Genomic DNA, 19,639 nt, shown 5'->3' on the forward strand with positions numbered 1-19,639 from the left:
CGTTCTTCTCCGGGCGCTGCCCGACTTCCACCTGAAAGGGCGACCATGTCCGCTTCGATCCCCAACGGCAGCGTCTTCTCGCTGGCCACCACGTACGGCCCGGTGCTCCCGGTGACGATCGCCAGCAACGCCAACCCGGCCGTGCTCACGTCGACCGGCCACGGCTTGGCCAACGGCGACATCATCGAGATCACCTCGGGCTGGCTCGGCATCAATGAGCGCATCGCGCGCGTCGCCGGCGTGGCCGCAAACACCTTCCAGCTCGAGGGCTACGACACCACGAACCTGGGCAAGTACCCGATCGGCACCGGCGTCGGCTCGGTGCGCAAGATCCTGACCTGGACGCAGATTGGCCAGGTCACCGGCAGCGAGAGCTCGGGCGGCGACCAAAACTTCGTCGAGTGGGTATACCTCGAGGACGGCCGCCAGCGCCGGCGCCCGACCTTCAAGAACGCCAAGGGCCTGCAACTCACCATGGCCGACGACCCGTCGTTGCCGTGGAACGCCGTGCTGGCGGCGGCCGACGAGGACGGCCTGGCCCGGGCGCTGTGGCTCAAGCTGGCCAGCGGCGGCTCGATCTACTACAACACCTTCGTCAGCTTCGACGGCGAGCCCTCGCTGAACGTCAACCAGATCATGAGCGTGGTCGCGACCTTCTCGCAGATCGCTCAGCTCAAGCGCTACGCCGCCTGATCGCCATGCTGAAGTTGATCCCGAACCCCACCTTCAAGGCGAAGGTGCAGATTCCTGAGCCTGGCGGGCTCGAGCACCAGGTCACGATCGAGTTCAAGCATCACACCAGGGATGAGATGGACCGGCTGATCGAGAGCGATGCATGGAAGGCCAGCGGCAACGAGATCGCGAATGTGATGAGCATCGTGGTCGGCTGGGAGGGAATTGACGCTCCCTTCAACGCAGAGTCAGTCGCGTTGCTCGTGCAGCACTACCAGCTGGCTCCTGCGCACATCGTGGAGGCATTCGTAAGGAACCAGATGGGCGCCAAGCTGGGAAACTGAGAGCGGTCGGCCACGCGCTCGCGCTGCCGGGGCTGACCGAGCAAGACCTCGCCGAGTCGCTCGACATCGGCATCACCGCCGAGGAAGCGCGGGCCCAGCGCGCACTGGAGAAGACCGTCGAGGTCTTCCCCGACAACTGGCAGGCCGCGGTGCTGTTCTTACGGATGGGGAACAACTGGCGCGTCGGCCCGGCCGGCCCCTACGGCCTCGACTTCAACGTGCTGTTCCACAAGATGGACCGCATGAAGCTCACGCCCGAGCGCTATGAAGAGCTCGAGGAGGAGATCGGCGTCATTGAAGACGCCGCGCTCCAAACCATGCACGCCGCTGCCAAGAGGGCGGCGGGCAAAGGAAAGCCATGACGGAAGAAGTCGGTACGGGGTCCATCAAGCTGACCGGCGACGCTACCGGCTTCACGGCCAGCATCGCCGAGGCGAAGAAGGCCGCGCAGTCGCTCGGCACCGAGCTGGGAAATAGCACGCAGGCGGGCGCGGCCAAGGCCAAGGCCTCGGTCGAGGCGTACCTGGCCAAGCTAGAGCAGACAGCTCGGAACGCCGGCAAGACCGCGAGCGAGATCAAGTTGCTCGACCTGGCACAGCGCGGCGCCACGGAGTCGGAGCTGGCTCGGGCGGCCGCAGCGTTCAAGACGATCGAGGCGGCGAAGCAGCAAGCTGCCGAAGCACGCCGCACCGCTGCGGCAACTGCAGCCGCCGCGGCCGCTGAATCAGCGCGCGCGCGGTCCTCTGCCGCGCTTGCCAGCCAGACGAAGCTCACCGCCTTCCAGACACAGCAGCTCGGCTTCCAGCTGCAGGACTTCTTCGTGCAGGTCCAGGCCGGCCAGAGCCCGCTGACAGCGCTGATCCAGCAGGGCTCGCAGCTGTCCGGCACGTTCGGTGGCGTGAAGGGCGCGATCTCCGCTGTGCTCACCGTCTTCACGCCCCTGCGCGTCGCCGTCGGTGGCGCCGCCGCGGTCCTGGCCACGCTGGGGCTGTCGGCATATCAGGGCGCTGAGCAGACCCGCGCATTGGAACGGTCGCTCTCCCTGACGGGCAACGCCGCCGGAATCACGCAGGGGCAGTTCGAGCGACTGGCACGCGGCATCGCGCAGTCGACGAACACCACCGTCGGCTCGGCGCGCGAGACGCTGGCGCAGCTGGTGGCAAGCGGCCGCCTGTCGGGTGAGGCGCTGACCGCGACGGCCGCCTCCGTGCAACTAGTGGCCAAGGCCACGGGCCAGGCGACCAGCGAGGTGCTGAAGGACTTCCTCAGCCTGGCCGACAACGTGGGCAAGGGCGCCGAGGACCTGAATCGCAAGTACAACTTCCTCACCGCCGAGCAGCTGCGCTACGTGAAGACGCTGGAGGATCAGGGCGAGCGGCAGAAGGCCGTTGCCATCACCATGGCAGCGCTCAACGGCCACGTCGACACCGCCGCCAAGAACGTCGGCTTCCTGGAAGGCGCATGGAATGCGGCCAAGTCCGCGGTGGACCGGTACCTCGAGGCTGCCAAGAGCATCGGTCGCACGAAGACCGTCGACGACGAGCTGGAGGCAGCCGAGCAACGTGCGCAGCGCATCCGCGACGTACTGGCCGGCAAGGCGCTACCCAGCTTCGGCGAGTTCCGCACCACGGCCGGCTTCCAGAAGCAGCTGGAGCAGGAAGATGCACTGATCGCGCGGTTGAAGGAGTCGAAGTCGCTGGGCGAGCAGGTGGTGACGGCGCAGGCCGCCCAGGCCGCTCGCAACCAGGCCGCGATCGACTTCGACAAGCTCAAGGAGGGCTCGCTGTCCAAACAGGCGCGCCTGGCAAAGGAACTGGCGGCCGCGAATGCGCTCGCCGATCGCTCCGGCGCCTCGGCGGCCGACCGCGAGAAGGTGCTGGCGTCGATTCGTGCCAAGTACGAGGACGAAGGCGCCGCCAGCGCGGCGAATCAAGAGCGGAAGGCATCGCTTACCGCGCGCGTCAATGAGATCCAGGAGGCGCTGCGCGCGGAGACCGACGCCTACAAGAACGCAGAGTCGATCCTCGAGGCGACCAGGTCAGCCGGCCTGGCCGGCCTTCAGGAGTACTACGACGCCAAGCAGGCATTCGTGCGGCTCGATGCAGAGGCGCAGGTCAGAGCGATGGAAGAGCAGAACCGCGCACTGGCCGCCGACAAGACCCGCGGCGCGGAGGGCATCCGCAACCAGAGCGAGATCAAGAAGAACGAAAGCGAGATCGTGCGGATCCGCGCCGAGGCAACGACCAAGGGCATCGTGCTTTCGACGCAAAGCGCAGCTGCGCGGGCCAGCGAGACCCGAGCCCTGATCGACGCCCGCATCGCCGCCCAGCAGTATCTCGACACCCTGACGCTACAGGGCCAGCGCGAGCTGGAGAACATTCGGCTGAGCGACCGTGCGCGCGAGCGCGCTGCAGGCCGCCAGCAGATCGATGACCGCTACACGCAGCAGCGGCAGGAGCTGCAGGCCACTCGCACGGCGCTGGAACTGGAAGGCAAATTCACGGAGGAGGCCCGCACTCAATACAACGCGCGGCTGGCCATCATCGACGAGTTCAACGACAAGGCCCTGCGCAGCTTCGAGCGCACGTTCGACCAGCGCATCGCTCTGGAAGCGAACGCCTCAATCGGCGCCCAGCGGGCCTGGGAAAACTACCGCGACAGCGCCGCCAACGTGATGCGCCAGACCGAGGACCTGTACAGCCGCACGTTCCAGAGCCTGGAAGACACGCTGGTCACGTTCGTCACCACCGGCAAGCTCAGCTTCAAGAGCCTGGCCGATTCGATCATCACGGAGATCGTGCGCATCCAGATCCGCGCCGCAGCGTCGAAGATCTTCGGCGGCAGCGGGGTGACCGACTTCCTCGGCAACCTGGCCTCGGGCCTGTTCGGCGGCAGCAGCGGCGCCGGCAGCATGGGCACCGACTACTCGCTGCCGACGTCTGGCGTGAAGTTCGGCGGCCCCAAGGCCGGCGGAGGCCCAGTGGAGCGCGGCCGCCTGTACCGTGTGAACGAGCTGGGCCCCGAGCTGCTGAACCTGGCCGGCAAGCAGTACCTGATGATGGGCAACCAGAGCGGCAACATCACGCCGCACGACCAGAGCATGCAGCAGCTGCGCGGCGGCATGTCGCATGCCATGGCGGCGCAGGTCGTGAAGGTCAGCCTGCCGGCGATCAACCTGATCAACAACACCGGTACCGCAGCCACGGCCACCGCGCAGCAGCGTACTGACGGCGGCATCGACGTGATCCTGGAAGCGCTGCAGAACCAGGTGGCCGATGGCATCGCCGGCGGCTCCGGACCGGTCGGCAAGGCCATCGAGGGCCGCTACGGCCTGCGGCCCACGTTCTCCGCCTGAGCACCACCATGGCCGCCTTCCCCCCTTACGTGCGCTGCGACTGGCGCGACCTGACCGAGACCACCGACCCTGTGGTCGAGCGGTCCGAGATGGAGCGCAGCATTCCCAAGCAGCGCCGGATCGCCAGCGACGCCCGCGTCGAGGTGCAGCTGACTGTCTACTTCGAGACCAAGGCGCGCGCCGCTGCTTTCGAAGACTGGTTCTTCAACGAGATTGACGCCGGCGCCGACTTCTTCGACTGGAAGCACCCGCGGCTCGGCACCATCGTGCAGGCACGGATCGTCGAGGGCGACATCGGCCAGCTGACCTTCATGGAGCCGATGCTGGGGCTGAGCAAGCGCGTGCTGCGGATCGAGTACTGGAGGTCGGCATGGTGACGGCCGCGACGCGTGAGCAGCTGCAGCGGGTCAACGACCCCGACGGCCTGCTGGTGCTGCTGATGCTCGAGCACCCGTCCATGGAGACTGCACGCGTCGTCAACGACACCAGGGACTGGGTCATCGACGGCACGTCGTGGATCGGCCTGCCGTTCCGCTTCAAGCTGCCCAACAGCGTGCAGGGCGAGGCGCCGCGCGCGCAGCTGGAGATCGACAACGTCGGGCGCGCGTTGATCCAGGACCTGGAGCGGCTGCCGCCCGGCGGCGCGCTGCAGGCCACCGTCTACGTGGTGAGCCGGGCGTCCCCGACCGTCGTCGACTACATGTTCACGGCGCCGCTGTCGGGCGTCAGCGCCACGGTGGCCACGGTCACCGGTGTCGTGGGCAACGACGACGCACTGCGGGCGCCGGCGGTGAAGATGCGCTTCGACCCGACCACCGCACCGGGGCTGTTCGCGGGATGACGTGCGCCGTGACCCTACGGGACGCCGAGGCGCTGGTCGGCATCCCCTACGTCGAAGACCACTTCGACTGCGCGCACCTGGTGAGCCTGACGCAGCAGCAGCTGTTCGGGCGCACCGTCGCGCTGCCGCTGTACCACCCGCGCGGCCGACGTGGCCAGGCTGCAGTGATCAGCCGGCTGGCGGCGCAGCTGGCAGAGAAGGTCGCCGAGCCGGCCACCGGCGACGTGGCCCTGTACTTTGAGACCGAGGACGACGGGCGCGAGCGCTTCCACCTGGGCACCGTCTTCCTGCAGGCTGGCGAGCGCTGGGTGCTGCATGCACACGCCACCACCGGCGCCAGCGTGCTGCAGCGCGAGCGCGACGCGCTGCGCATGGGCCTGCGCGTCGAAGGCTACTACCGCTGGACCGACGTTCAGCCGCACGAAAGCACCTGATGGATCTTGTCGTCACGCCTCACCCGCTGGTGCTGCTGGAGCAGTCGATCACGCGGGGGGCGGAGCTGTTGCCGGGCGAGACGCTGGCCACCTTCCTGACTCGCCACGGCGTTGACCTGTCGATGGGCGACTGGGTCATCACCATTGGTGGCGCGCAGGTCACGCGGATGATGTGGGACCGCACGCGGCCGCAGCACGGGCAGCTGATCGAGTGCCGGCGCGTGGCCGGCAAGTCCGCGCTGAAGTTCATCGCCTTCGTCGCGCTGGCCTACTTCACCATGGGCACCGGCCTGGCCGCGGGCGGCCTCGGCGGCTTCCTCGGCTTCAGCGGCCTCGGGGCGGCGTTCATCAACGCCGGCGCCATGATGGTCGGCACGCTGCTGATCAACAAGTTGCTGCCGCCGGCGAAGGCCCGGGGGCCCCAGTACGAGTCGGTGGCACCGCAGTACTCGCTGTCGGGCGGCCGCAACCGGGCCCGGCCCTACGAGCCGCTGGGCCTGGTGTTCGGCCAGGTCCGCGTCGTGCCGGACTACGCCTCGCAGCCCTATTCCTCGTTCGAGGGCGACGACCAGTTCCAGTTCGTGCGCTTCCACGCCGGCATCAACTGCGGCGCCGTCGACGAGCTGAAGGTGGGCACCACGCCGCTGAGCTCCTACGAGGAGGTGACGGTGTCGAAGGCAGGCTTCCCTGGCGCGCCTGGCAAGCTGCTCGACTGGAGCAATGTCGACACCATCGCCGGCGGCACGCTCGAGTCGCCGTCCGACGACTCGGGTCCGGGCGACTACGTAGTGCGCACCTCCTCGGCCGGTACCGTCAAGCTGGGCGTGGACCTGGCCGCGAGCCTGTACCAGATGTCCAGCAGCGGCAGCATGCGCGAGGCCACCCTCGACATCGACGTCGAGTACCGGGCGCTGCCGGCCGGCGCCTGGGTCGGCCTGACCGGGCCGGGCCGCATCACGCTGAAGTCCAACTCAACCAAGCAGCTGCGGCGCACCTTCGAGTCGCCCATGCTCAACGCTGGCACCTACGAGGTGCGGGCGCGCAAGGTGACCAAGAGCATCACCGCGACGAACGCGGCGAACACCATCGACTGGCTGACGCTGAAGTCCTACCAGCTCGACAACAACGACTACAGCAGCCATCCGCACGTCGGCATCCGCATCAAGGCCACCGGCCAGCTGAACGGCTCGCTCGACGAGGTGAGCTGGTTGGCCACCCAGGCCGAGACACCGGTGTGGACCACGGGCGGGTGGGTGAACGTCGCCGGCACGCGCAACCCTGGCGCCCACATCCTGCAGATGGCCCGCGGCATCTTCGACACCACCGGTCGGCTGATGGCCGGCATGGGCCTGCCCGACGGGCAGATCGACATCGAGGGCCTCAAGGGCTTCATGTTGCACTGCGCCGAGAAAGGCTACACCTTCGACAACGTCTTCACCTCGATGGTCAGCTGCCAGGACATGCTCGAGGCCATGGCCACGGCCGGCCTGGGCAGCATCAGCTACCACCCGGGCCGGCTGTCGGTGGTATGGGCCCGCGATGACCAGCCAGTCGAGGCCGTCATCAACATGGCCAACATCAAGAAGGGCAGCTTCCGCGTCGACTACGCCACCCGCGAGTCGGCGCAGGAGATCGAGGTGGCCTGGGTGGACCGCGACGACGGCTGGCGGGATCACACGGTGCGCATCAAGGCGCCTGACGTCGTGATGCCGCGCGACACCGCCCGGCTGGCGCCGCTGGGCGTGACGACGGAGGAGGGCGCGCTGCTGGCCGGCCGCTTCTCAATGGCTCAGAACATCTTCCAGCGCAAGTCGGTGAGCTGGGAGATGGATTTCGAACACCTCACCTTCCGCCGCTGGAGCCTGGTGGCGCTCAGCCACGACATGACGCAGTGGGGCTCGGGCGGCCGACTGAAGTCGGTGAGCAGCGTCGGCGGCGTGGTGACGCTGGTGCTGGACGCCGAGATCACCGCCTACACCTCGGGCGTGTCGAGCTGGTATGTCGGCCTGCGGCTGCCGGGCGCGCAGGGCTACCTGGTGCTGGCTGTGCAGCCGTTCAGCGAGGACACGCACACCCTGGTGCTGGCCGAGGCCTGGCCGGCCGGCGTGGCGCTGCCAGGCGCCGACGGCACGCCGGTGCACGACACGCTGTGGATCTTCGACTTCAAGGCGCAGCCTGGCCAGCGCCTGCGCGTGATCTCGATCGAGCCAGGCAACAACCTGTCGGGTGCGCGGATCTCGGCGGTACCGGAGGGTCCCGAGTTCTGGAACTATGTCGAGACCGGCGTGTATGAGGCGCCGCCGCTGCCGCCTGCGGCCGCGCCGCTGGTGGCCAGCAACCTGGAGATCACGCAGGAGCGCCTGGGCCTGAACTACGACCAGCGCACGCAGCTGGTGGCCACCTTCGACATCAGCGGCCCGTACGACCACGCGCAGGTGTGGGCCGCGCTGTCCGGCCAGCCGCTGGCCATGCTGGGCGAGACGCGCACGCGGCGCTTCGGCCCGTGGTCGGTGGACTCGGTGGGCAACTTTGATGTGGAGGTGCGGCCCTTCGATGCGCTGGGCCGCCAGGGCCAGGTGGCCAGCGTCGTCTATGCGGTGTCGCTGGACCCGCTGACCAGCGGCGCGCGCTTCATCAAGCTGCGCGCCACGAGCCTCATTTTCCGGGTGCCGCAATCTGGATCCGGCGTGGTGTCGCCGTCGTCGATCACGCTCAACCTCGACCGCGGCGGCGCCGGCTTGGACGCCGCGGCCAACTGGACCACGCTGCCGGCCGCGACGCTCGGCGGCTCAGGCGACGAGCGCACGCTGGCCTACCTCGACATGCCGGGCGACGTGCTGCAGGTCAACGTCACGCTGGAGCAGGACGGCAAGCTGTACATCGACACGCTGACCATCGTGAAGCTGTACGACGGCGCCGATGCGCCGGAGAACGTCAAGGACCTGACGCCGCCACCGATGGTCGAAAACCTGGCCGTGAGCGCCGGCCTGTCGTCGATCTTCGTGACCTGGGACGCGCCCACCTACACCGTCGGCCATGGCCCGGGCAAGGTGAACATCTACGGCAAGCGGCGCATGCCTGGCGACCCGGTGCCGGTCTTCGCCGACGCTGCGCGCGTAGCGGAGCCGTCGGGCTCACCAGGTGGCTTCGCCACCGACCCGGGCGCGGTGTGGCACATCTGGGCCAAGCACGAGACGGTCGACGGCGTTGAGTCGCTGGTGGCTGCCGGTGGCACCAATGGGCTGGTCGCGCAGACTGCGCTGGTGGGCGGCAGTGACCTGCAGCCGCTGCTCATCGAGGCCAAGCACCTCAAGGGCTCGATCGGCGGCGGCAACCTGCTGAGCAACAGCGGCTTCGAGACCGGCTTGGGCGCGCCATGGCAGCAGTACGGGCCGGGGGGCGTGGGCAGCTACATCGGCGCCATCGTGGAGACGGTGAAGAAGTCTGGGCGGTACGGCCACCAGATGATCGGCACCGGTGACAGCCCAGCCGGCATCGACATGTTCTGCTACCAGGTGCTGCCCTGTCGGCCGAACACCACCTACACGGCCAGCGCCTGGGTGTACGTCGAGTCCATCGCCGCCGCACCGGCGCTCGGTCGTTCGCTTGTTCTCTTCGAACCCGTGGCCGGCGGCCTGGTGGCGCAGGACACCTCGCTGGTGCCCGGCCACGTGCTTGGCACGTGGGTGCGGAAAGTGATCACCCTGACGACCGGGCCGTCCACCACCGCATTGGAGCTGCGCACTTATGCGCCGATCGGCACCGTCTACTGGGACGACGTGCAGCTGGAGGAGGGCGTCTTCGTCACCGCCTATGCGCCTCGGCCCGATGAGATCCTGCCGGGCTCGATCGGGGCGACCGAGATCGCCAACGACGCCATCACCACCCCCAAGCTGGCGGCCGAGTCGATCGTGGCCGGCAAGCTGGCCGCCGGCGCGGTGGTGGCGGGGAAGATCTCCGCGGGCGCGATCGTGGCCTACGACGGGGTGATCCAGAACGGCGCGATCGTCAACGCGCTGCTGGGCAACGCGGCGATCGACGACGCGAAGATTCTGGAGCTGTCGGCCGTCAAGCTGACCGCTGGCGACGGCACCATCGGCGGACGGCTGCGCAGCGCGAACTACAACCCGGGTGCCGCCGGCTGGATCGTCTGGCCGGATGGTTCGGCCGAGTTCAACAACATCGTGGTGCGCAACTCGACCACCACCGGCACGATCATCGCTGGCGCCGGCACCATCGGCGGCATCCGCATCAACCCGTTCGCCCTCTACAACGATGGCTTCAGCAGCGGCGCCGTCGGCTTTGCGCTGTGGAGCGACGGCACGGCGGAGTTCAATCAAGGGGTGACGTTCCGCGGCACCCTGGACATCAGCGCTGGCGGCGGCGGCGCGCCGCGCGTCAACCAGACGAATCTCGGCATCCGCATGTACAACGGGGCAGGCGTCGAGGTGATCAGCCTCGGCCTGTTCGGCTGATGGCCGAGGCGGTCTTCATCGTGCGCAACAGCGCCGGCGCGGTGGTGTTCGACAGCCGCGACGCCTTTGCCGGGGTGTGCGTCGGCATCATCGACGTGCCAGGCGGCACGCCGCAAACCTATACCTTCCCGAATTACGTGGGCCGCACGCTCAAGGTGGCGGGCATGTGGGGCACGCTGGCCTGGGGCGCGGCCGTTGACTATGCGCTGGGCTATCCCCGGCTCACCGTGGACTCAGCGGCGGCGCGCACTTTCGTGCTGTTCATGCAATGACCGCCATCCTGCGCGTGGTGAACCCTGCCGGCGGCCTGGTGCTGTCGGGGCGCGACTCGTTCGGCCTGAACTACATCGGTCAGGCCACGCCCTTCAGCCTCACGCAGCCCTTCGGCACGGCCACCACATCGCTCGGCCGCCGGGCGGGTAACGGCATCTACCGCATCGACAGCCCGAACCGCCCGGTGCCGTTCTACCGCCTGCAGCCGGGCTACATCGTGCGCATCAACAGCGTGACGAACATCGGCGGCAGCACCTGGGAAATCAACGTCTTCTGCGGCAACACCGGCAGCATTGACAGCGACGGCTTCGAAGCGCAGGCCTACACGCAGATCTACTGCTTCGCTGTGCCGTGGTCGCACTCCGGTGTCGGCCTGCGGATCAACGACGACGCCGGCAATCTGCGCTGGTCGATCACCGACACGGCGGGCCGGCCGCTGTTCCTGAAGGGCGGCTTCTCGCTGTCAGGCACGCCGGGTGAGCTGAACGGCGACTCGGTGATTCCTTCGCTCGGCATCCCGGCGGTGCTGGGCACGCCGTCCAGCCGTCGCCAGAACAGCCTGCCCTTCGGCTCGCTCTTCGACAACCGCCAGCTGTCGTTCGGCTTCCTGCAGCTGTCGCCGACCGTCGTGCGGCAAGAGGACTACTTCAGCCGCAAGTGGCGCGACGAAGGCGACGCCACCAACATCAGTACAGCCCAGCCGCTGGATGCATTCCTGATCGACGCCAGCGGTCTTTGACCGGAGACCACCCAATGCCGATCCTCAAGACCATGGTGACGCCCCACGGCGCCACCGTAACGTTCCACAAGCCGGGCACCGGCGAGATCAACTTCAGCGAGGGCGTCGTCGTCGTGCGTGTGCTCAGCTGGGTGGACCAGGGTGCGCACGACGCCGGCGCCGGCCAGGTGTGGAGCTGGCCGGTCAGCCTGCCGCTGAGCGATGCGGCCGATGTTGAGGCGGCCATGCTGGTGAGCGGCCAGTTCTCCGGCGGCTCGCTGGTGCCGGACATGTCGGCGAGCCTGGAGGCCCGCCGCGCCCGGCAGTGGACGGTGCTGAAGCAGCAGCGCGAGTCCCGCGAATACGGCGGCTTCACGTGGGACGGCTCGGCTTTCGACAGCGACCCCGAGAGCCGCAACAGGATCATGGGCGCCGTGCAGCTGGCCGTGCTGGCCGCGGCCAACGACCAGCCGTTCGAGCGCACCTGGGTGCTGGCCGACAACAGCACGCGGGTGCTCGACGGCAACGACATGATCGCCGTCGGCATCGCGCTGGGCGCCTATGTCGGCGAGCTCTTCGACCAGGGCGTGGCCCTGCGCGAGGCCTTGGCCACCAGCACCGAGCCCGAGACCATCACCTGGCCTCAGCAGGCCTAGAACAAACACGCGGCGGCGGCCGACATGGAACCTGCCGCACCGCCGCTTCATCGACACCGACCGGACCCGCACGCTATGCCCAGACTTGGAGCCGACATGCCTTCATACCGCGAAACCGACCGCATGCCGCTCGAGGGCGATCGCCGGGCCGGCATCACCATCGACCGCAAGATCCCGCTGTGGGGCATCCTGACCCTGGTAGGCGCCATCCTGGCGCAGGGGGGCATCGTCTGGAGCGGCCAGCGCGAGCAGGCCGTCGAGGTGAGGCACCAGTCCGACCAGATCAGCAAGCTGGCGCTGCAGGTCGAGCGGCTCGGCGCGCAGCTGGCCACGAAGGACAGCAAAGACATCGAGCAGGACCTGCGCCTGAACGAGCTGAGCCGCCGCGTGCTGACCCTCGAGACCGTGCCGCAGGCCTCGCGGCCGCGTTGAACCCATGACCACCGGCGACCCGCCGCGGGAGCGGCTGGTTGCCGCTATCCGCGGGCTGCCCGACGTGCTGGCAGTCGCGCTGCACTTGGTGCTCGTGGAGCGCTGCACCACCGTAGAGGCTGCCGCCATCTTGGGCATCACCGCCCAGACCTTCCGCCGCGTCTACGCCGACGCGCTCGAGGCAGCCGAGCGGGCTGCCGACTCCCACCGCCGGAGATACCTATGGCATTGATCCCTGACTGGCGCCTCGTGCTGCGCCGGGCCTACAGCGTGCGCCTGGCGCTGCTGGCCGCCGTGCTGGGCGGGCTGGAGCTGCTGCTGCAGTTCCTGGCGCCTGAGCGTCCCGACGGCGCCTTCATCGCCCTCAGCGTGGCCATCAACATCGCTGCAGCGCTGGCGCGCATCGTGGCCCAACCGAAGCTGGAGGTGGCCCGTGCCGCAGCTGCAGAGCAGGAATAACCCGGCCGCCGGCCGCCGGCTGCCCACCATCATGGTGGCGGGCGTCGCGCTGCTGGCCGCGAGCCCGGCGCTGATGACGTTCCTCGAGTCGTGGGAGAGCGGCAGCCGGCGCGTCCTCGTGGTGTATCCCGACAAGCTGGCCGGAGGGCTGCCCACGGTGTGCAACGGCCTGACCAAGCACGTGACCAGCACCCCCATCGTCGTCGGCGAGCGCTGGACCGACGAGAAGTGCGAGGCGGAAGAGCAGGCCGCGGTGACGCGCATGCAGCTGCAGCTGGCCAGGTGCTTCAAGCTGCCGCCCAGCCAGGCCGTGTTCGACATGGCCAGCAGCCACGCCTGGAACCTCGGGCCGGCGGGCACGTGCAGCAGCGGCGCGATGGCAGCGTGGAACCGTGGCGAGTGGGAGCTGGGCTGCCGGCGCATCGCCCGCGGCGACGACGGCACCCTGGTGTGGAGCTTCACCAGCCACATCGATCGCAACGGCAAGCGGGTCTACACCTTCGTGCAGGGCCTGGCCAACCGCCGGGCCGCCGAGAGCGCGACCTGCGCAGGGAGAGGCTGATGGGCATGCTGTCTAAAGTCCTGCGCAGTGGCGAGGACGGCAGGCTCACGTGGTGGTGCCCTGGATGCGATGGCGCCCACAGCATTCAGACCGGCGAGGGCCCTGGGCCGCGTTGGGCCTGGAGCGGCGATATCGAGCGGCCCACGTTCTCGCCCAGCGTGCTTATCTGGTGGGATGAGCCGGCCAACATCGGTAACCCCGATGCCCTGCTGCGAGACATCGCGCAGGCGCGTGAAAGGAAGGAGGCGGGCGCCATGGGCAACGCGGCGAAGATCCCGATGGTCTCGAAGCGGTGCCATAGCTTCGTCGTCGACGGTCAGATGCAGATGCTGGCCGACTGCACGCACGCGTTGGCAGGGCAGACCGTGCCGATCGCGCCGTGGCATGAGGTGGACCAATGATCGGCGACCGAGCGCTCGCCGCCGTCGCGGCGGCCGCGGCCATCGTGTGCGCCGCCGGCGCGCTGGCACAGACCTCCCGCTTGAACAAGGCCCAGCTCGACCTGGCCAACGCGAAGACGAAGCTCGCCACCGAGCAGCGCGGCCGTGAGGCCGATCGCGCCGCGGCCGCCAGCGGCGCCGCCTCAGCCATCGCCGCATACCGGGCGGAGGAACAGCGGCGCAACGCCGCCCTACTGGAGAACATCAATGCCGCCGAACAAGAAGCTGCTCGCGCTCGTCGTGAGCTTGCTGCTGCTGACGCTGCTTCTGGCGGCCTGCGCCGCGCCGCCACCGCTGCAGCCGTCGCCTCCCGTTGTGGTGCCGCCGCCGGCAGTGCCCCAGCTGCCGCGGGAAGCGCGCCAGCCCACGGTGCCGCCGATCTGCTCGCCGACGTGCTTGTCGAGTTGGAAGCTGCTGGTCGAGCGGTTGCAGACGAAGCTGACCGGCGCCGAACCGCCGGCCTCGCCTGCGAGCGAGCCGCCGACTCGCTGATCGCGCCGTAGCGACCGGAGGCCACCATGATCCGCCACGAGACCGTCACTTCCACCCTGCGGTTCTACTGGCGCGAGAGTGACGACCCGTTCGCCCAGTACGACGCGATCTGCACGGTGGTCTGGGAGTCGCCGCGGGTGGTGTGGATCCGCGGCCTGCACGGAACGCTGAGCCGGCGCCTGCTGCGGGAGCTGCTGGCCTGGCTGGTGGACAACCACATCCTGGTTGTGAAGTCGCATCGCGACTCGGCCCGGGTGCTGCCGCTGGGCGTGGTGCACGCCGACGGCCACACCGAGATCAACGTGGCCGAGCTGGCCGCACGCGTCGCCGCACGCTGACCGGAAGCCGCCATGTTCCAGCCTTCCGATGCCGATCGGGAGGCGGTTCGGCGCGCCACCGAGGAGGCCGCCCGGGAGGGCAGGCCGTTTTGCGTCATCGACGAGTGGGCGCGCAGCCGCGCCGCGATAGTTCTGGAGCGATTAATCGGGCTGCGCGGGTGACGCGGCACCTACATCGTTTGCCCAAAGAATAGGCCGTCAACCGAAGCGATTTTGCCTCGCCACATGGTGCCGGTGCCGCCTTGAACCGTGGAGCCCGACACGAAGACTCGTGCGTCTTGAAGGTGCACAAAGGTGCGTTGCAGAACGTTTGGACGCGGCTTCACCTCATCGGCCTCGGGAGCACCGTCAACCCGTCCGTACGCCTCCTTGCCCAGGTTGTCTACCTGCGTGGCGAGCGTAGCTAGTAGTGATGCACCTGCGTTGCCACCGGCACCCTGAATCTGCGCAGCTAGAGCGTCGAAGTACCGGCGACCTGTAGTCAGACCACCGGAAATCTGAAGCCCACCGACCGTGAGTGTCACCGGCAGCACCAAGCTACCCCGGGCGACCTCCACAATCTCTATGAGCTCGAGCAGCAACCAATCCTTTCTTGCCAATTCGCCGCGTTCAAAGTCGGTGAGCTGGACATCTACACCGTTGTCTTGGTTGCTATCGGGTGAAGTCATTTCGCAAACGTTCTAAAGTGGGACCCGAGCGTACCGTGCCCCGTACGGACGTGGACTTAGTGAATATGTGCGCTGACTCGCATGTCTGCCAAGCCAAGTCTCACCACAGCTCCCGTCCTCGTCGCCTGTTCTGTTGTTTAAGATCGGACGGTGTGCAATCGCTACCACCCCGCCCGCGCGGAGGAGTTGGACTTCTACCGTGCGTCGTACGGCATCGACGAGCCGCCGCGTGGGCACATCGGCGACCCGCTGTTCCCCCGTGACATCGGGCCGTTCGGCCAGGGCGCCTTTATCCGCGCGGCGCGCGACGGCGGCGCGCTTGAGCAGGTGATGGGCCAGTGGGGCCTGATCGGATGGTTCGCCAAGTCCGCAGTGCCGCCGCGCAAGCCCGGCCGCGGCGGACCCATCCTGACGAACAACGCGCGGATGGAGACGATTGCGGAGAAGCCGACCTTCCGTGACCCCTGGAAGCGTGGCCAGCGCTGCATCATCCCCGCATGGTCCTACGTTGAGCCGAACTGGGAGAGCGGGAAGAACCAGTGGTGGCGGTTCCGCCGTGCCGACGGCCAGCCCTGGGGCATGGCAGGCCTTTGGAACACCTGGACCGACAAAGAAACCGGCGAGGTGGTCGAGAGCTACACGATGGTGACGCTCAACGCGGACCACCACCCGCTGCTGAACCGCATGCACCGCCCTGATCCAACCAGACCGGACACGATGCAGGACAAGCGGGCTGTTGTGCCGCTGGTGCCGTCGGCGTTCGAGGTGTGGCTGCGAGGGACGATCGAAGAGGCGACCGCTGCGCTGCAGCTGCCCGATGTCGAGGCCTATAACGCCGGGCCAGATCAGCCGTCGCTTCTAGCCGCGGACAAGCCGGGCCGGCAGGACCCGGAGCAGCCGCTCCTCCTTTAGCCCGCCACCGCCCTCGACATGGTGGATCGATTTGTCAGGCTGCGGCCAGAGCCGGGCGTGCGACTATGCGAGCTCGCATCGAGGCAAGCATCGGTTGCTCCACGAATTTGAAGGTCAGGATGGCGACTGCAATGCAGGCGGCCGGTACAACGACGAGCTCAGCAATCGCGGATTGGCCGACCGTCCTCTGCACCAGTACCTCGGCGGGCCAAATGACGAGCGGGTGAATGAGGTAGAGCGAGTACGAGGCGTCGCCGAGCAGCTTCAATGGCCGCACCGGAAGGCGCCGAATCTGCTCCTCAAGGCAAATCACACCGAGGACGAGCAATGCGGCCGGCACCCCAAAGTACACGGTGCGCGGTCCAGCGTCGAACAGTCTGGGCGAGATCATGGAGGCAAAAGCGATCGCAGCCGCCAAGCTGCCAAGGCCGATGACAAAGCGAACACGCGCATTGGTCGAGAACCGCTTGTGCACGATTGCTACGGCGATGCCTGCCAGGAATTCGAGGAACAGTGGGCTTGTCATCCGGAACTGGATCGCACTGGTGGTATCAGCAAACTTCCGAAAGGCGATGAGCGTGCCGAAGACGAGCACCAACGCGATCAGCCGCTGTGCGCTGGTGCGGAGGAACAGGGTGCAAGCGACCACGACGTAGAAGAAGAACTCATAGTTCAGCGTCCAGCCCGGGATCAGGAAGGGATAGAACTGCCCGTCCTTGCTGTGCGCGACGGGGATGAAGAGGAAGGCCTTCAGGCCCTCAACGAAGCCCGGGATGTGCCCTGTACCGGTAGCCAGTCTGAAGGCGAGGGTTGCCAGCAGCGCGAACCAATAGAGCGGCACCACGCGGATCAGCCGTGCACGCCACCAAGCGCCGGGCGTGACGCCAGGCCGTTGCGTCGTCAGCCAGATGATGAAGCCGCTGAGCACAAAGAAGACGTCGACTCCAGCCGACAGAATGCCGACTGCAAAAGTGTCTTCGCTGGCCTTGCCAAGCACTCTTGGCAGCACGTGAAAGTACACCACTGCGAGCGCCGCAATGCCCCGCAGGTACTGGACGCCAATCAACTCGTTCACTTTCCCTCCCTGGCAGCAGGCTCTTCGGCCTGCCTTTGCTCTATGCAAGATGCGTGCACCCCAATGTTGCACTGCACAAGCACAGGTCACTGGCAATGCTACCCGGCGTTGGCGAACCTCCAAGCGAGGGGCCTGATGCCGTTGAATGTTGACGCCCCCTCACACAAGGGGTGTGCCACCTCGGCGTCACAAGAAGAGAGCACAGTCGCATCTGAACGGTAGCCTCAACGCCATTGCCAGAATGGACCCTTGAAGGGCACTTGTTCCTACCAATCGGTTGCCTGCAATGTGTTGGGAGGTCCCATGTTTAAGCTCCTTGCTTCGAGCATCGTTCTGACGTGTTGCGCCGCCGGCGCGAACGCGTTCTCGTGCGCCCCTACCGAGACGGAAGACTGCCGTCTTGAGCTCAGCACCGTCACGGTGCGGTGGGACAAAGGCATCGACAACTTCATAGTCGACACCCAGTTCAACGGCTCGGACGGCTACGTCAACGGCTACGGCAGCTCTGCTGACTTTCCGAACCTCACGGCCGTTGACACTGCTGGCGGCACCCGGGCCGGCTTCTCGTTCTTGCCAAACATGGTTGGGCAGGTCGGCGGTAGCGGCATCAACGGATACCACGAAGGGAGCGCCTCGTTTCTCTTCGAGCGCATGGAGTTCATCGCGAAGAGCGGCTTCAAGGTCGACGCGATCGAGTTCACGATCACCGGCAGCCGGAGCCAGGTGGGCAACGGCTACGCCGCAATCGGTGTGCCGGGTGTGCCTGAGTTCACTGGCGACTCATTCGTCGCGACGGCGCTGTGGACACCGAACCAGACGACCTTCGGCGGCTCGATCAGCGTGAGCGCCTCCTACCAGGAGGGCGAGGATGGGACTGCCGCCGACTACGGTACGGCGTTCGCCAGCCTGGACAGCGTACGCATCGTCGCGCACGTTAGTGCCATTCCGGAGCCCGCGCAAGCGTACATGCTGCTCAGCGGCGGCCTGGTGCTGCTAGCTGCAGGCCGTTTGCGCTCCCGGCGATAGAGCCGCTCTCTTCGCACGGGCTCGCGCTTTGGGACAAGGGCTACCGTCAAGCCTGTGCTGGTGGGCGTGGTCTTGCTGCGATGACAACATACGGAGGCAGTCTGCCAGGCAGCAGATTCAAGACGAAGCCCATTTCACTATCTGCGGTTATGAACGGCACCACCACTTCGTTGGCATTCGGTGGGCTGAGTTTTGTCCCATCAATCCCGCCGACCAAATAGCTGATGTTCTGATCCGTGCCTAAAATTATTCCGTTCAGCAGCGGTTCATGTACTTCGAGCCGGACGATTTTATGCAGCCATACATGTGCAATCTTCGCCAGCATTCGAACGAACGGCCATGCCATTAGCTCAGGATTCTGAGCCCATGCGTCTGTCAGATACCAGCCAACGGCGGCAGGGTGTCGCTGCTGAACCTTTCTGATCTCCTCGCCGTCTCCAATGACGTCAACCTCGATTGCAGGTCTTGCGGAGGTCGGCGACTGTCCAGTCATGATGCCTGGTGGAGGCAAGCGTAGTGCGAGCAGGACTGACGGGTACTGTTCGATCGGCAGGCGCTCGTCGATGAAGCTATCGTCCGGGAAAACGTACCTTACTTCAAAGTCGCTTTGGCGCTCGTTAGGGCGGCGCGTTGGAAAGAGGTGCCGCGACCGGTACGCGCCGTACGCGTGTCGTGCGACATCCGCTTCGAAGTTCGACGTGACGTCGCGACAACTGTGGCAACTTGCATAAAGCAATTCCTCGGTGCCCCCAAGTGCATGAGCAACGACGTGCTCTTTGCTGAGTCCGGGTCCAACGAAACCGCAGTAGATGCAAGTTGCGACCCGCTTGCGGCGGTTGCGACGTTGATGTTTTCCAGACATAAGCTCATTCCAGAACGCTGCGTTTAAATCGTTCGGCTGGCGTGCCACCTGGCCTTTTGATTTTGAGCCAGTCGGAAGAGCGAGCGCCTGGCACGTAGGGCGAGGCCATGCGCTTCGCCACGATCCCCTCGAGCTTCAGCTGCACCGCCTGGCGGTACAGGTCCTGGCCCACCTCATCGAAGTGGCCCACCGGGAGCACGCAGGGCATCTCGCCGGCCAGCACCTTGGCCAGGCGCTTCTTCCGCTCGACCAGCGGCAGCTGCATCATGCTCTTGCCGTCCTGCACCAGCAGGTCGAACACGCAGAACACCGTCACATCGTCGCCGGCGCGGTAGCCGCGTCGCTTGGCGCGCGCATGCAGCTTGTTGAAGTCGCTCCGGCCCAGGTCATCTAGCACGCAGACCTCGCCGTCGACGATGCACCGGCCGCCGCGCAGGCACGCCAAAGAGGCCACGACCTCCGGGAACCACCTGGTTGCGTCCGTGCCGTTGCGCGACTGCAGCCGCACCGTGCCGCCGTCCCACTCGGCCAGCATGCGGTACCCGTCGTACTTGATCTCGTACAGCCAGTCGGGGTCCGAGAAGGGCGTGCCCACGCCCAGCAGC

Annotated in this window: 25 protein-coding genes; 21 read left to right on the plus strand and 4 right to left on the minus strand. The window is 67.0% G+C overall.

The genetic code is table 11. The features are described 5' to 3' along the window. The first annotated feature begins 45 nt into the window (after positions 1-45). From VO99_RS05695 to VO99_RS30125, 19 genes are all read left to right on the plus strand, one after another. On the plus strand, positions 46-693 hold the full coding sequence (locus VO99_RS05695) for a phage tail protein (RefSeq protein WP_046111820.1): 648 nt from the start codon (positions 46-48) through the stop codon (positions 691-693). A 5-nt stretch (positions 694-698) separates the two neighbouring features. Beyond that, a complete protein-coding gene (locus VO99_RS28630) occupies positions 699-1,016 on the plus strand; it encodes a phage tail assembly chaperone (RefSeq protein WP_052736110.1) in 318 nt (105 codons plus the stop codon). A 104-nt stretch (positions 1,017-1,120) separates the two neighbouring features. Beyond that, positions 1,121-1,378: a DUF1799 domain-containing protein gene (locus tag VO99_RS05700; RefSeq protein WP_052736111.1), complete on the plus strand. Its 258-nt coding sequence runs from the start codon at positions 1,121-1,123 to the stop codon at positions 1,376-1,378. Continuing rightward, positions 1,375-4,371, plus strand: coding sequence for a phage tail tape measure protein (locus VO99_RS05705; RefSeq protein WP_046111822.1), 2,997 nt, complete (start codon positions 1,375-1,377; stop codon positions 4,369-4,371). The genes VO99_RS05700 and VO99_RS05705 overlap by 4 nt, the downstream gene beginning before the upstream one ends. Before the next feature lie 8 nt (positions 4,372-4,379). Next, positions 4,380-4,748 carry a hypothetical protein gene (locus tag VO99_RS28635; protein WP_052736112.1) on the plus strand — a complete coding sequence of 123 codons (369 nt, stop codon included), beginning with the start codon at positions 4,380-4,382 and terminating at the stop codon, positions 4,746-4,748. Continuing rightward, positions 4,742-5,212, plus strand: coding sequence for a DUF1833 family protein (locus VO99_RS05715; protein WP_046111823.1), 471 nt, complete (start codon positions 4,742-4,744; stop codon positions 5,210-5,212). Before VO99_RS28635 ends, VO99_RS05715 begins: the two co-directional genes overlap by 7 nt. Positions 5,213-5,220: 8 nt before the next feature. Beyond that, entirely contained in the window at positions 5,221-5,646 is a 426-nt protein-coding gene (locus tag VO99_RS05720; protein ID WP_046111824.1) for a hypothetical protein, read from the plus strand. Then, positions 5,646-10,121, plus strand: a complete 4,476-nt coding sequence (locus tag VO99_RS28640) for a host specificity factor TipJ family phage tail protein (RefSeq protein WP_157039449.1) — start codon at positions 5,646-5,648, stop codon at positions 10,119-10,121. The genes VO99_RS05720 and VO99_RS28640 overlap by 1 nt, the downstream gene beginning before the upstream one ends. After that, a complete protein-coding gene (locus tag VO99_RS05730; RefSeq protein WP_046111825.1) occupies positions 10,121-10,393 on the plus strand; it encodes a hypothetical protein in 273 nt (90 codons plus the stop codon). Before VO99_RS28640 ends, VO99_RS05730 begins: the two co-directional genes overlap by 1 nt. After that, complete coding sequence (locus VO99_RS05735; protein WP_046111826.1) at positions 10,390-11,133, plus strand: hypothetical protein; 744 nt, start codon at positions 10,390-10,392, stop codon at positions 11,131-11,133. The genes VO99_RS05730 and VO99_RS05735 overlap by 4 nt, the downstream gene beginning before the upstream one ends. 14 nt (positions 11,134-11,147) lie before the next feature. Then, positions 11,148-11,768 (plus strand): DUF4376 domain-containing protein, encoded by a 621-nt coding sequence (locus tag VO99_RS28645; protein ID WP_052736114.1) that lies wholly within the window; start codon positions 11,148-11,150, stop codon positions 11,766-11,768. A 96-nt stretch (positions 11,769-11,864) separates the two neighbouring features. Then, positions 11,865-12,200, plus strand: a complete 336-nt coding sequence (locus VO99_RS05745) for a hypothetical protein (RefSeq protein WP_046111827.1) — start codon at positions 11,865-11,867, stop codon at positions 12,198-12,200. A 4-nt stretch (positions 12,201-12,204) separates the two neighbouring features. Beyond that, positions 12,205-12,432 carry an RNA polymerase sigma factor gene (locus VO99_RS05750; protein ID WP_046111828.1) on the plus strand — a complete coding sequence of 76 codons (228 nt, stop codon included), beginning with the start codon at positions 12,205-12,207 and terminating at the stop codon, positions 12,430-12,432. After that, positions 12,423-12,659 carry a DUF7940 domain-containing protein gene (locus tag VO99_RS05755; RefSeq protein WP_046111829.1) on the plus strand — a complete coding sequence of 79 codons (237 nt, stop codon included), beginning with the start codon at positions 12,423-12,425 and terminating at the stop codon, positions 12,657-12,659. The genes VO99_RS05750 and VO99_RS05755 overlap by 10 nt, the downstream gene beginning before the upstream one ends. Then, entirely contained in the window at positions 12,634-13,221 is a 588-nt protein-coding gene (locus tag VO99_RS05760; protein WP_232315273.1) for a lysozyme, read from the plus strand. The genes VO99_RS05755 and VO99_RS05760 overlap by 26 nt, the downstream gene beginning before the upstream one ends. Then, entirely contained in the window at positions 13,221-13,622 is a 402-nt protein-coding gene (locus VO99_RS05765; RefSeq protein WP_046111830.1) for a ubiquitination-like system serine protease family protein, read from the plus strand. Before VO99_RS05760 ends, VO99_RS05765 begins: the two co-directional genes overlap by 1 nt. Beyond that, a complete protein-coding gene (locus VO99_RS29385) occupies positions 13,619-14,164 on the plus strand; it encodes a DUF2514 family protein (protein WP_083440379.1) in 546 nt (181 codons plus the stop codon). The genes VO99_RS05765 and VO99_RS29385 overlap by 4 nt, the downstream gene beginning before the upstream one ends. A gap of 15 nt (positions 14,165-14,179) precedes the next feature. Continuing rightward, a complete protein-coding gene (locus VO99_RS05775) occupies positions 14,180-14,491 on the plus strand; it encodes a hypothetical protein (RefSeq protein ID WP_046111832.1) in 312 nt (103 codons plus the stop codon). Between the two features lie 12 nt (positions 14,492-14,503). Continuing rightward, entirely contained in the window at positions 14,504-14,653 is a 150-nt protein-coding gene (locus VO99_RS30125; protein WP_157039450.1) for a hypothetical protein, read from the plus strand. Positions 14,654-14,661: 8 nt separating this feature from the next. On the opposite strand, the gene VO99_RS30130 is transcribed toward VO99_RS30125, so the two are convergent. Next, on the minus strand, positions 14,662-15,159 hold the full coding sequence (locus tag VO99_RS30130) for a GvpU-like protein (protein ID WP_157039451.1): 498 nt from the start codon (positions 15,157-15,159) through the stop codon (positions 14,662-14,664). A 186-nt stretch (positions 15,160-15,345) separates the two neighbouring features. Between VO99_RS30130 and VO99_RS05780 the strand changes: the two genes are divergently transcribed. Continuing rightward, the gene (locus VO99_RS05780; protein ID WP_232315274.1) at positions 15,346-16,071 is read left to right on the plus strand and encodes an SOS response-associated peptidase; all 726 of its coding nucleotides are present in this window, start codon (positions 15,346-15,348) and stop codon (positions 16,069-16,071) included. Between the two features lie 34 nt (positions 16,072-16,105). On the opposite strand, the gene VO99_RS05785 is transcribed toward VO99_RS05780, so the two are convergent. Then, entirely contained in the window at positions 16,106-17,146 is a 1,041-nt protein-coding gene (locus VO99_RS05785) for an acyltransferase family protein (protein WP_046111833.1), read from the minus strand. Positions 17,147-17,449: 303 nt separating this feature from the next. Between VO99_RS05785 and VO99_RS05790 the strand changes: the two genes are divergently transcribed. Further along, complete coding sequence (locus tag VO99_RS05790; protein WP_046111834.1) at positions 17,450-18,172, plus strand: hypothetical protein; 723 nt, start codon at positions 17,450-17,452, stop codon at positions 18,170-18,172. 46 nt (positions 18,173-18,218) lie between these two features. On the opposite strand, the gene VO99_RS30135 is transcribed toward VO99_RS05790, so the two are convergent. Together VO99_RS30135 and VO99_RS05795 are read right to left on the minus strand one after the other, a co-directional pair. Next, positions 18,219-19,082 carry an HNH endonuclease gene (locus VO99_RS30135; protein WP_198156877.1) on the minus strand — a complete coding sequence of 288 codons (864 nt, stop codon included), beginning with the start codon at positions 19,080-19,082 and terminating at the stop codon, positions 18,219-18,221. Then, on the minus strand, positions 19,039-19,639 hold a 601-nt coding region (locus tag VO99_RS05795), incomplete at its 5' end, for an ATP-dependent DNA ligase (protein WP_310733649.1). The genes VO99_RS05795 and VO99_RS30135, both read right to left, overlap by 44 nt.

The organism is Aquincola tertiaricarbonis, assembly GCF_000969605.1.
Lineage (GTDB): Bacteria > Pseudomonadota > Gammaproteobacteria > Burkholderiales > Burkholderiaceae_C > Aquincola > Aquincola tertiaricarbonis.

Excerpts from the sequence above, each read along its gene's own strand:
- VO99_RS05730 (WP_046111825.1), top strand. The coding sequence starts at position 10,121 with ATGGCCGAGGCGGTCTTCATCGTGCGCAACAGCGCCGGCGCGGTGGTG.
- VO99_RS05695 (WP_046111820.1), top strand. The coding sequence starts at position 46 with ATGTCCGCTTCGATCCCCAACGGCAGCGTCTTCTCGCTGGCCACCACG.
- VO99_RS05765 (WP_046111830.1), top strand. The coding sequence starts at position 13,221 with ATGGGCATGCTGTCTAAAGTCCTGCGCAGTGGCGAGGACGGCAGGCTC.
- VO99_RS29385 (WP_083440379.1), top strand. The coding sequence starts at position 13,619 with ATGATCGGCGACCGAGCGCTCGCCGCCGTCGCGGCGGCCGCGGCCATC.
- VO99_RS30125 (WP_157039450.1), top strand. The coding sequence starts at position 14,504 with ATGTTCCAGCCTTCCGATGCCGATCGGGAGGCGGTTCGGCGCGCCACC.
- VO99_RS30130 (WP_157039451.1), bottom strand. The coding sequence starts at position 15,159 with ATGACTTCACCCGATAGCAACCAAGACAACGGTGTAGATGTCCAGCTC.
- VO99_RS05750 (WP_046111828.1), top strand. The coding sequence starts at position 12,205 with ATGACCACCGGCGACCCGCCGCGGGAGCGGCTGGTTGCCGCTATCCGC.
- VO99_RS05775 (WP_046111832.1), top strand. The coding sequence starts at position 14,180 with ATGATCCGCCACGAGACCGTCACTTCCACCCTGCGGTTCTACTGGCGC.
- VO99_RS05790 (WP_046111834.1), top strand. The coding sequence starts at position 17,450 with ATGTTTAAGCTCCTTGCTTCGAGCATCGTTCTGACGTGTTGCGCCGCC.
- VO99_RS05735 (WP_046111826.1), top strand. The coding sequence starts at position 10,390 with ATGACCGCCATCCTGCGCGTGGTGAACCCTGCCGGCGGCCTGGTGCTG.
- VO99_RS28635 (WP_052736112.1), top strand. The coding sequence starts at position 4,380 with ATGGCCGCCTTCCCCCCTTACGTGCGCTGCGACTGGCGCGACCTGACC.
- VO99_RS28640 (WP_157039449.1), top strand. The coding sequence starts at position 5,646 with ATGGATCTTGTCGTCACGCCTCACCCGCTGGTGCTGCTGGAGCAGTCG.
- VO99_RS05705 (WP_046111822.1), top strand. The coding sequence starts at position 1,375 with ATGACGGAAGAAGTCGGTACGGGGTCCATCAAGCTGACCGGCGACGCT.
- VO99_RS28630 (WP_052736110.1), top strand. The coding sequence starts at position 699 with ATGCTGAAGTTGATCCCGAACCCCACCTTCAAGGCGAAGGTGCAGATT.
- VO99_RS05715 (WP_046111823.1), top strand. The coding sequence starts at position 4,742 with ATGGTGACGGCCGCGACGCGTGAGCAGCTGCAGCGGGTCAACGACCCC.
- VO99_RS05745 (WP_046111827.1), top strand. The coding sequence starts at position 11,865 with ATGCCTTCATACCGCGAAACCGACCGCATGCCGCTCGAGGGCGATCGC.
- VO99_RS05755 (WP_046111829.1), top strand. The coding sequence starts at position 12,423 with ATGGCATTGATCCCTGACTGGCGCCTCGTGCTGCGCCGGGCCTACAGC.
- VO99_RS28645 (WP_052736114.1), top strand. The coding sequence starts at position 11,148 with ATGCCGATCCTCAAGACCATGGTGACGCCCCACGGCGCCACCGTAACG.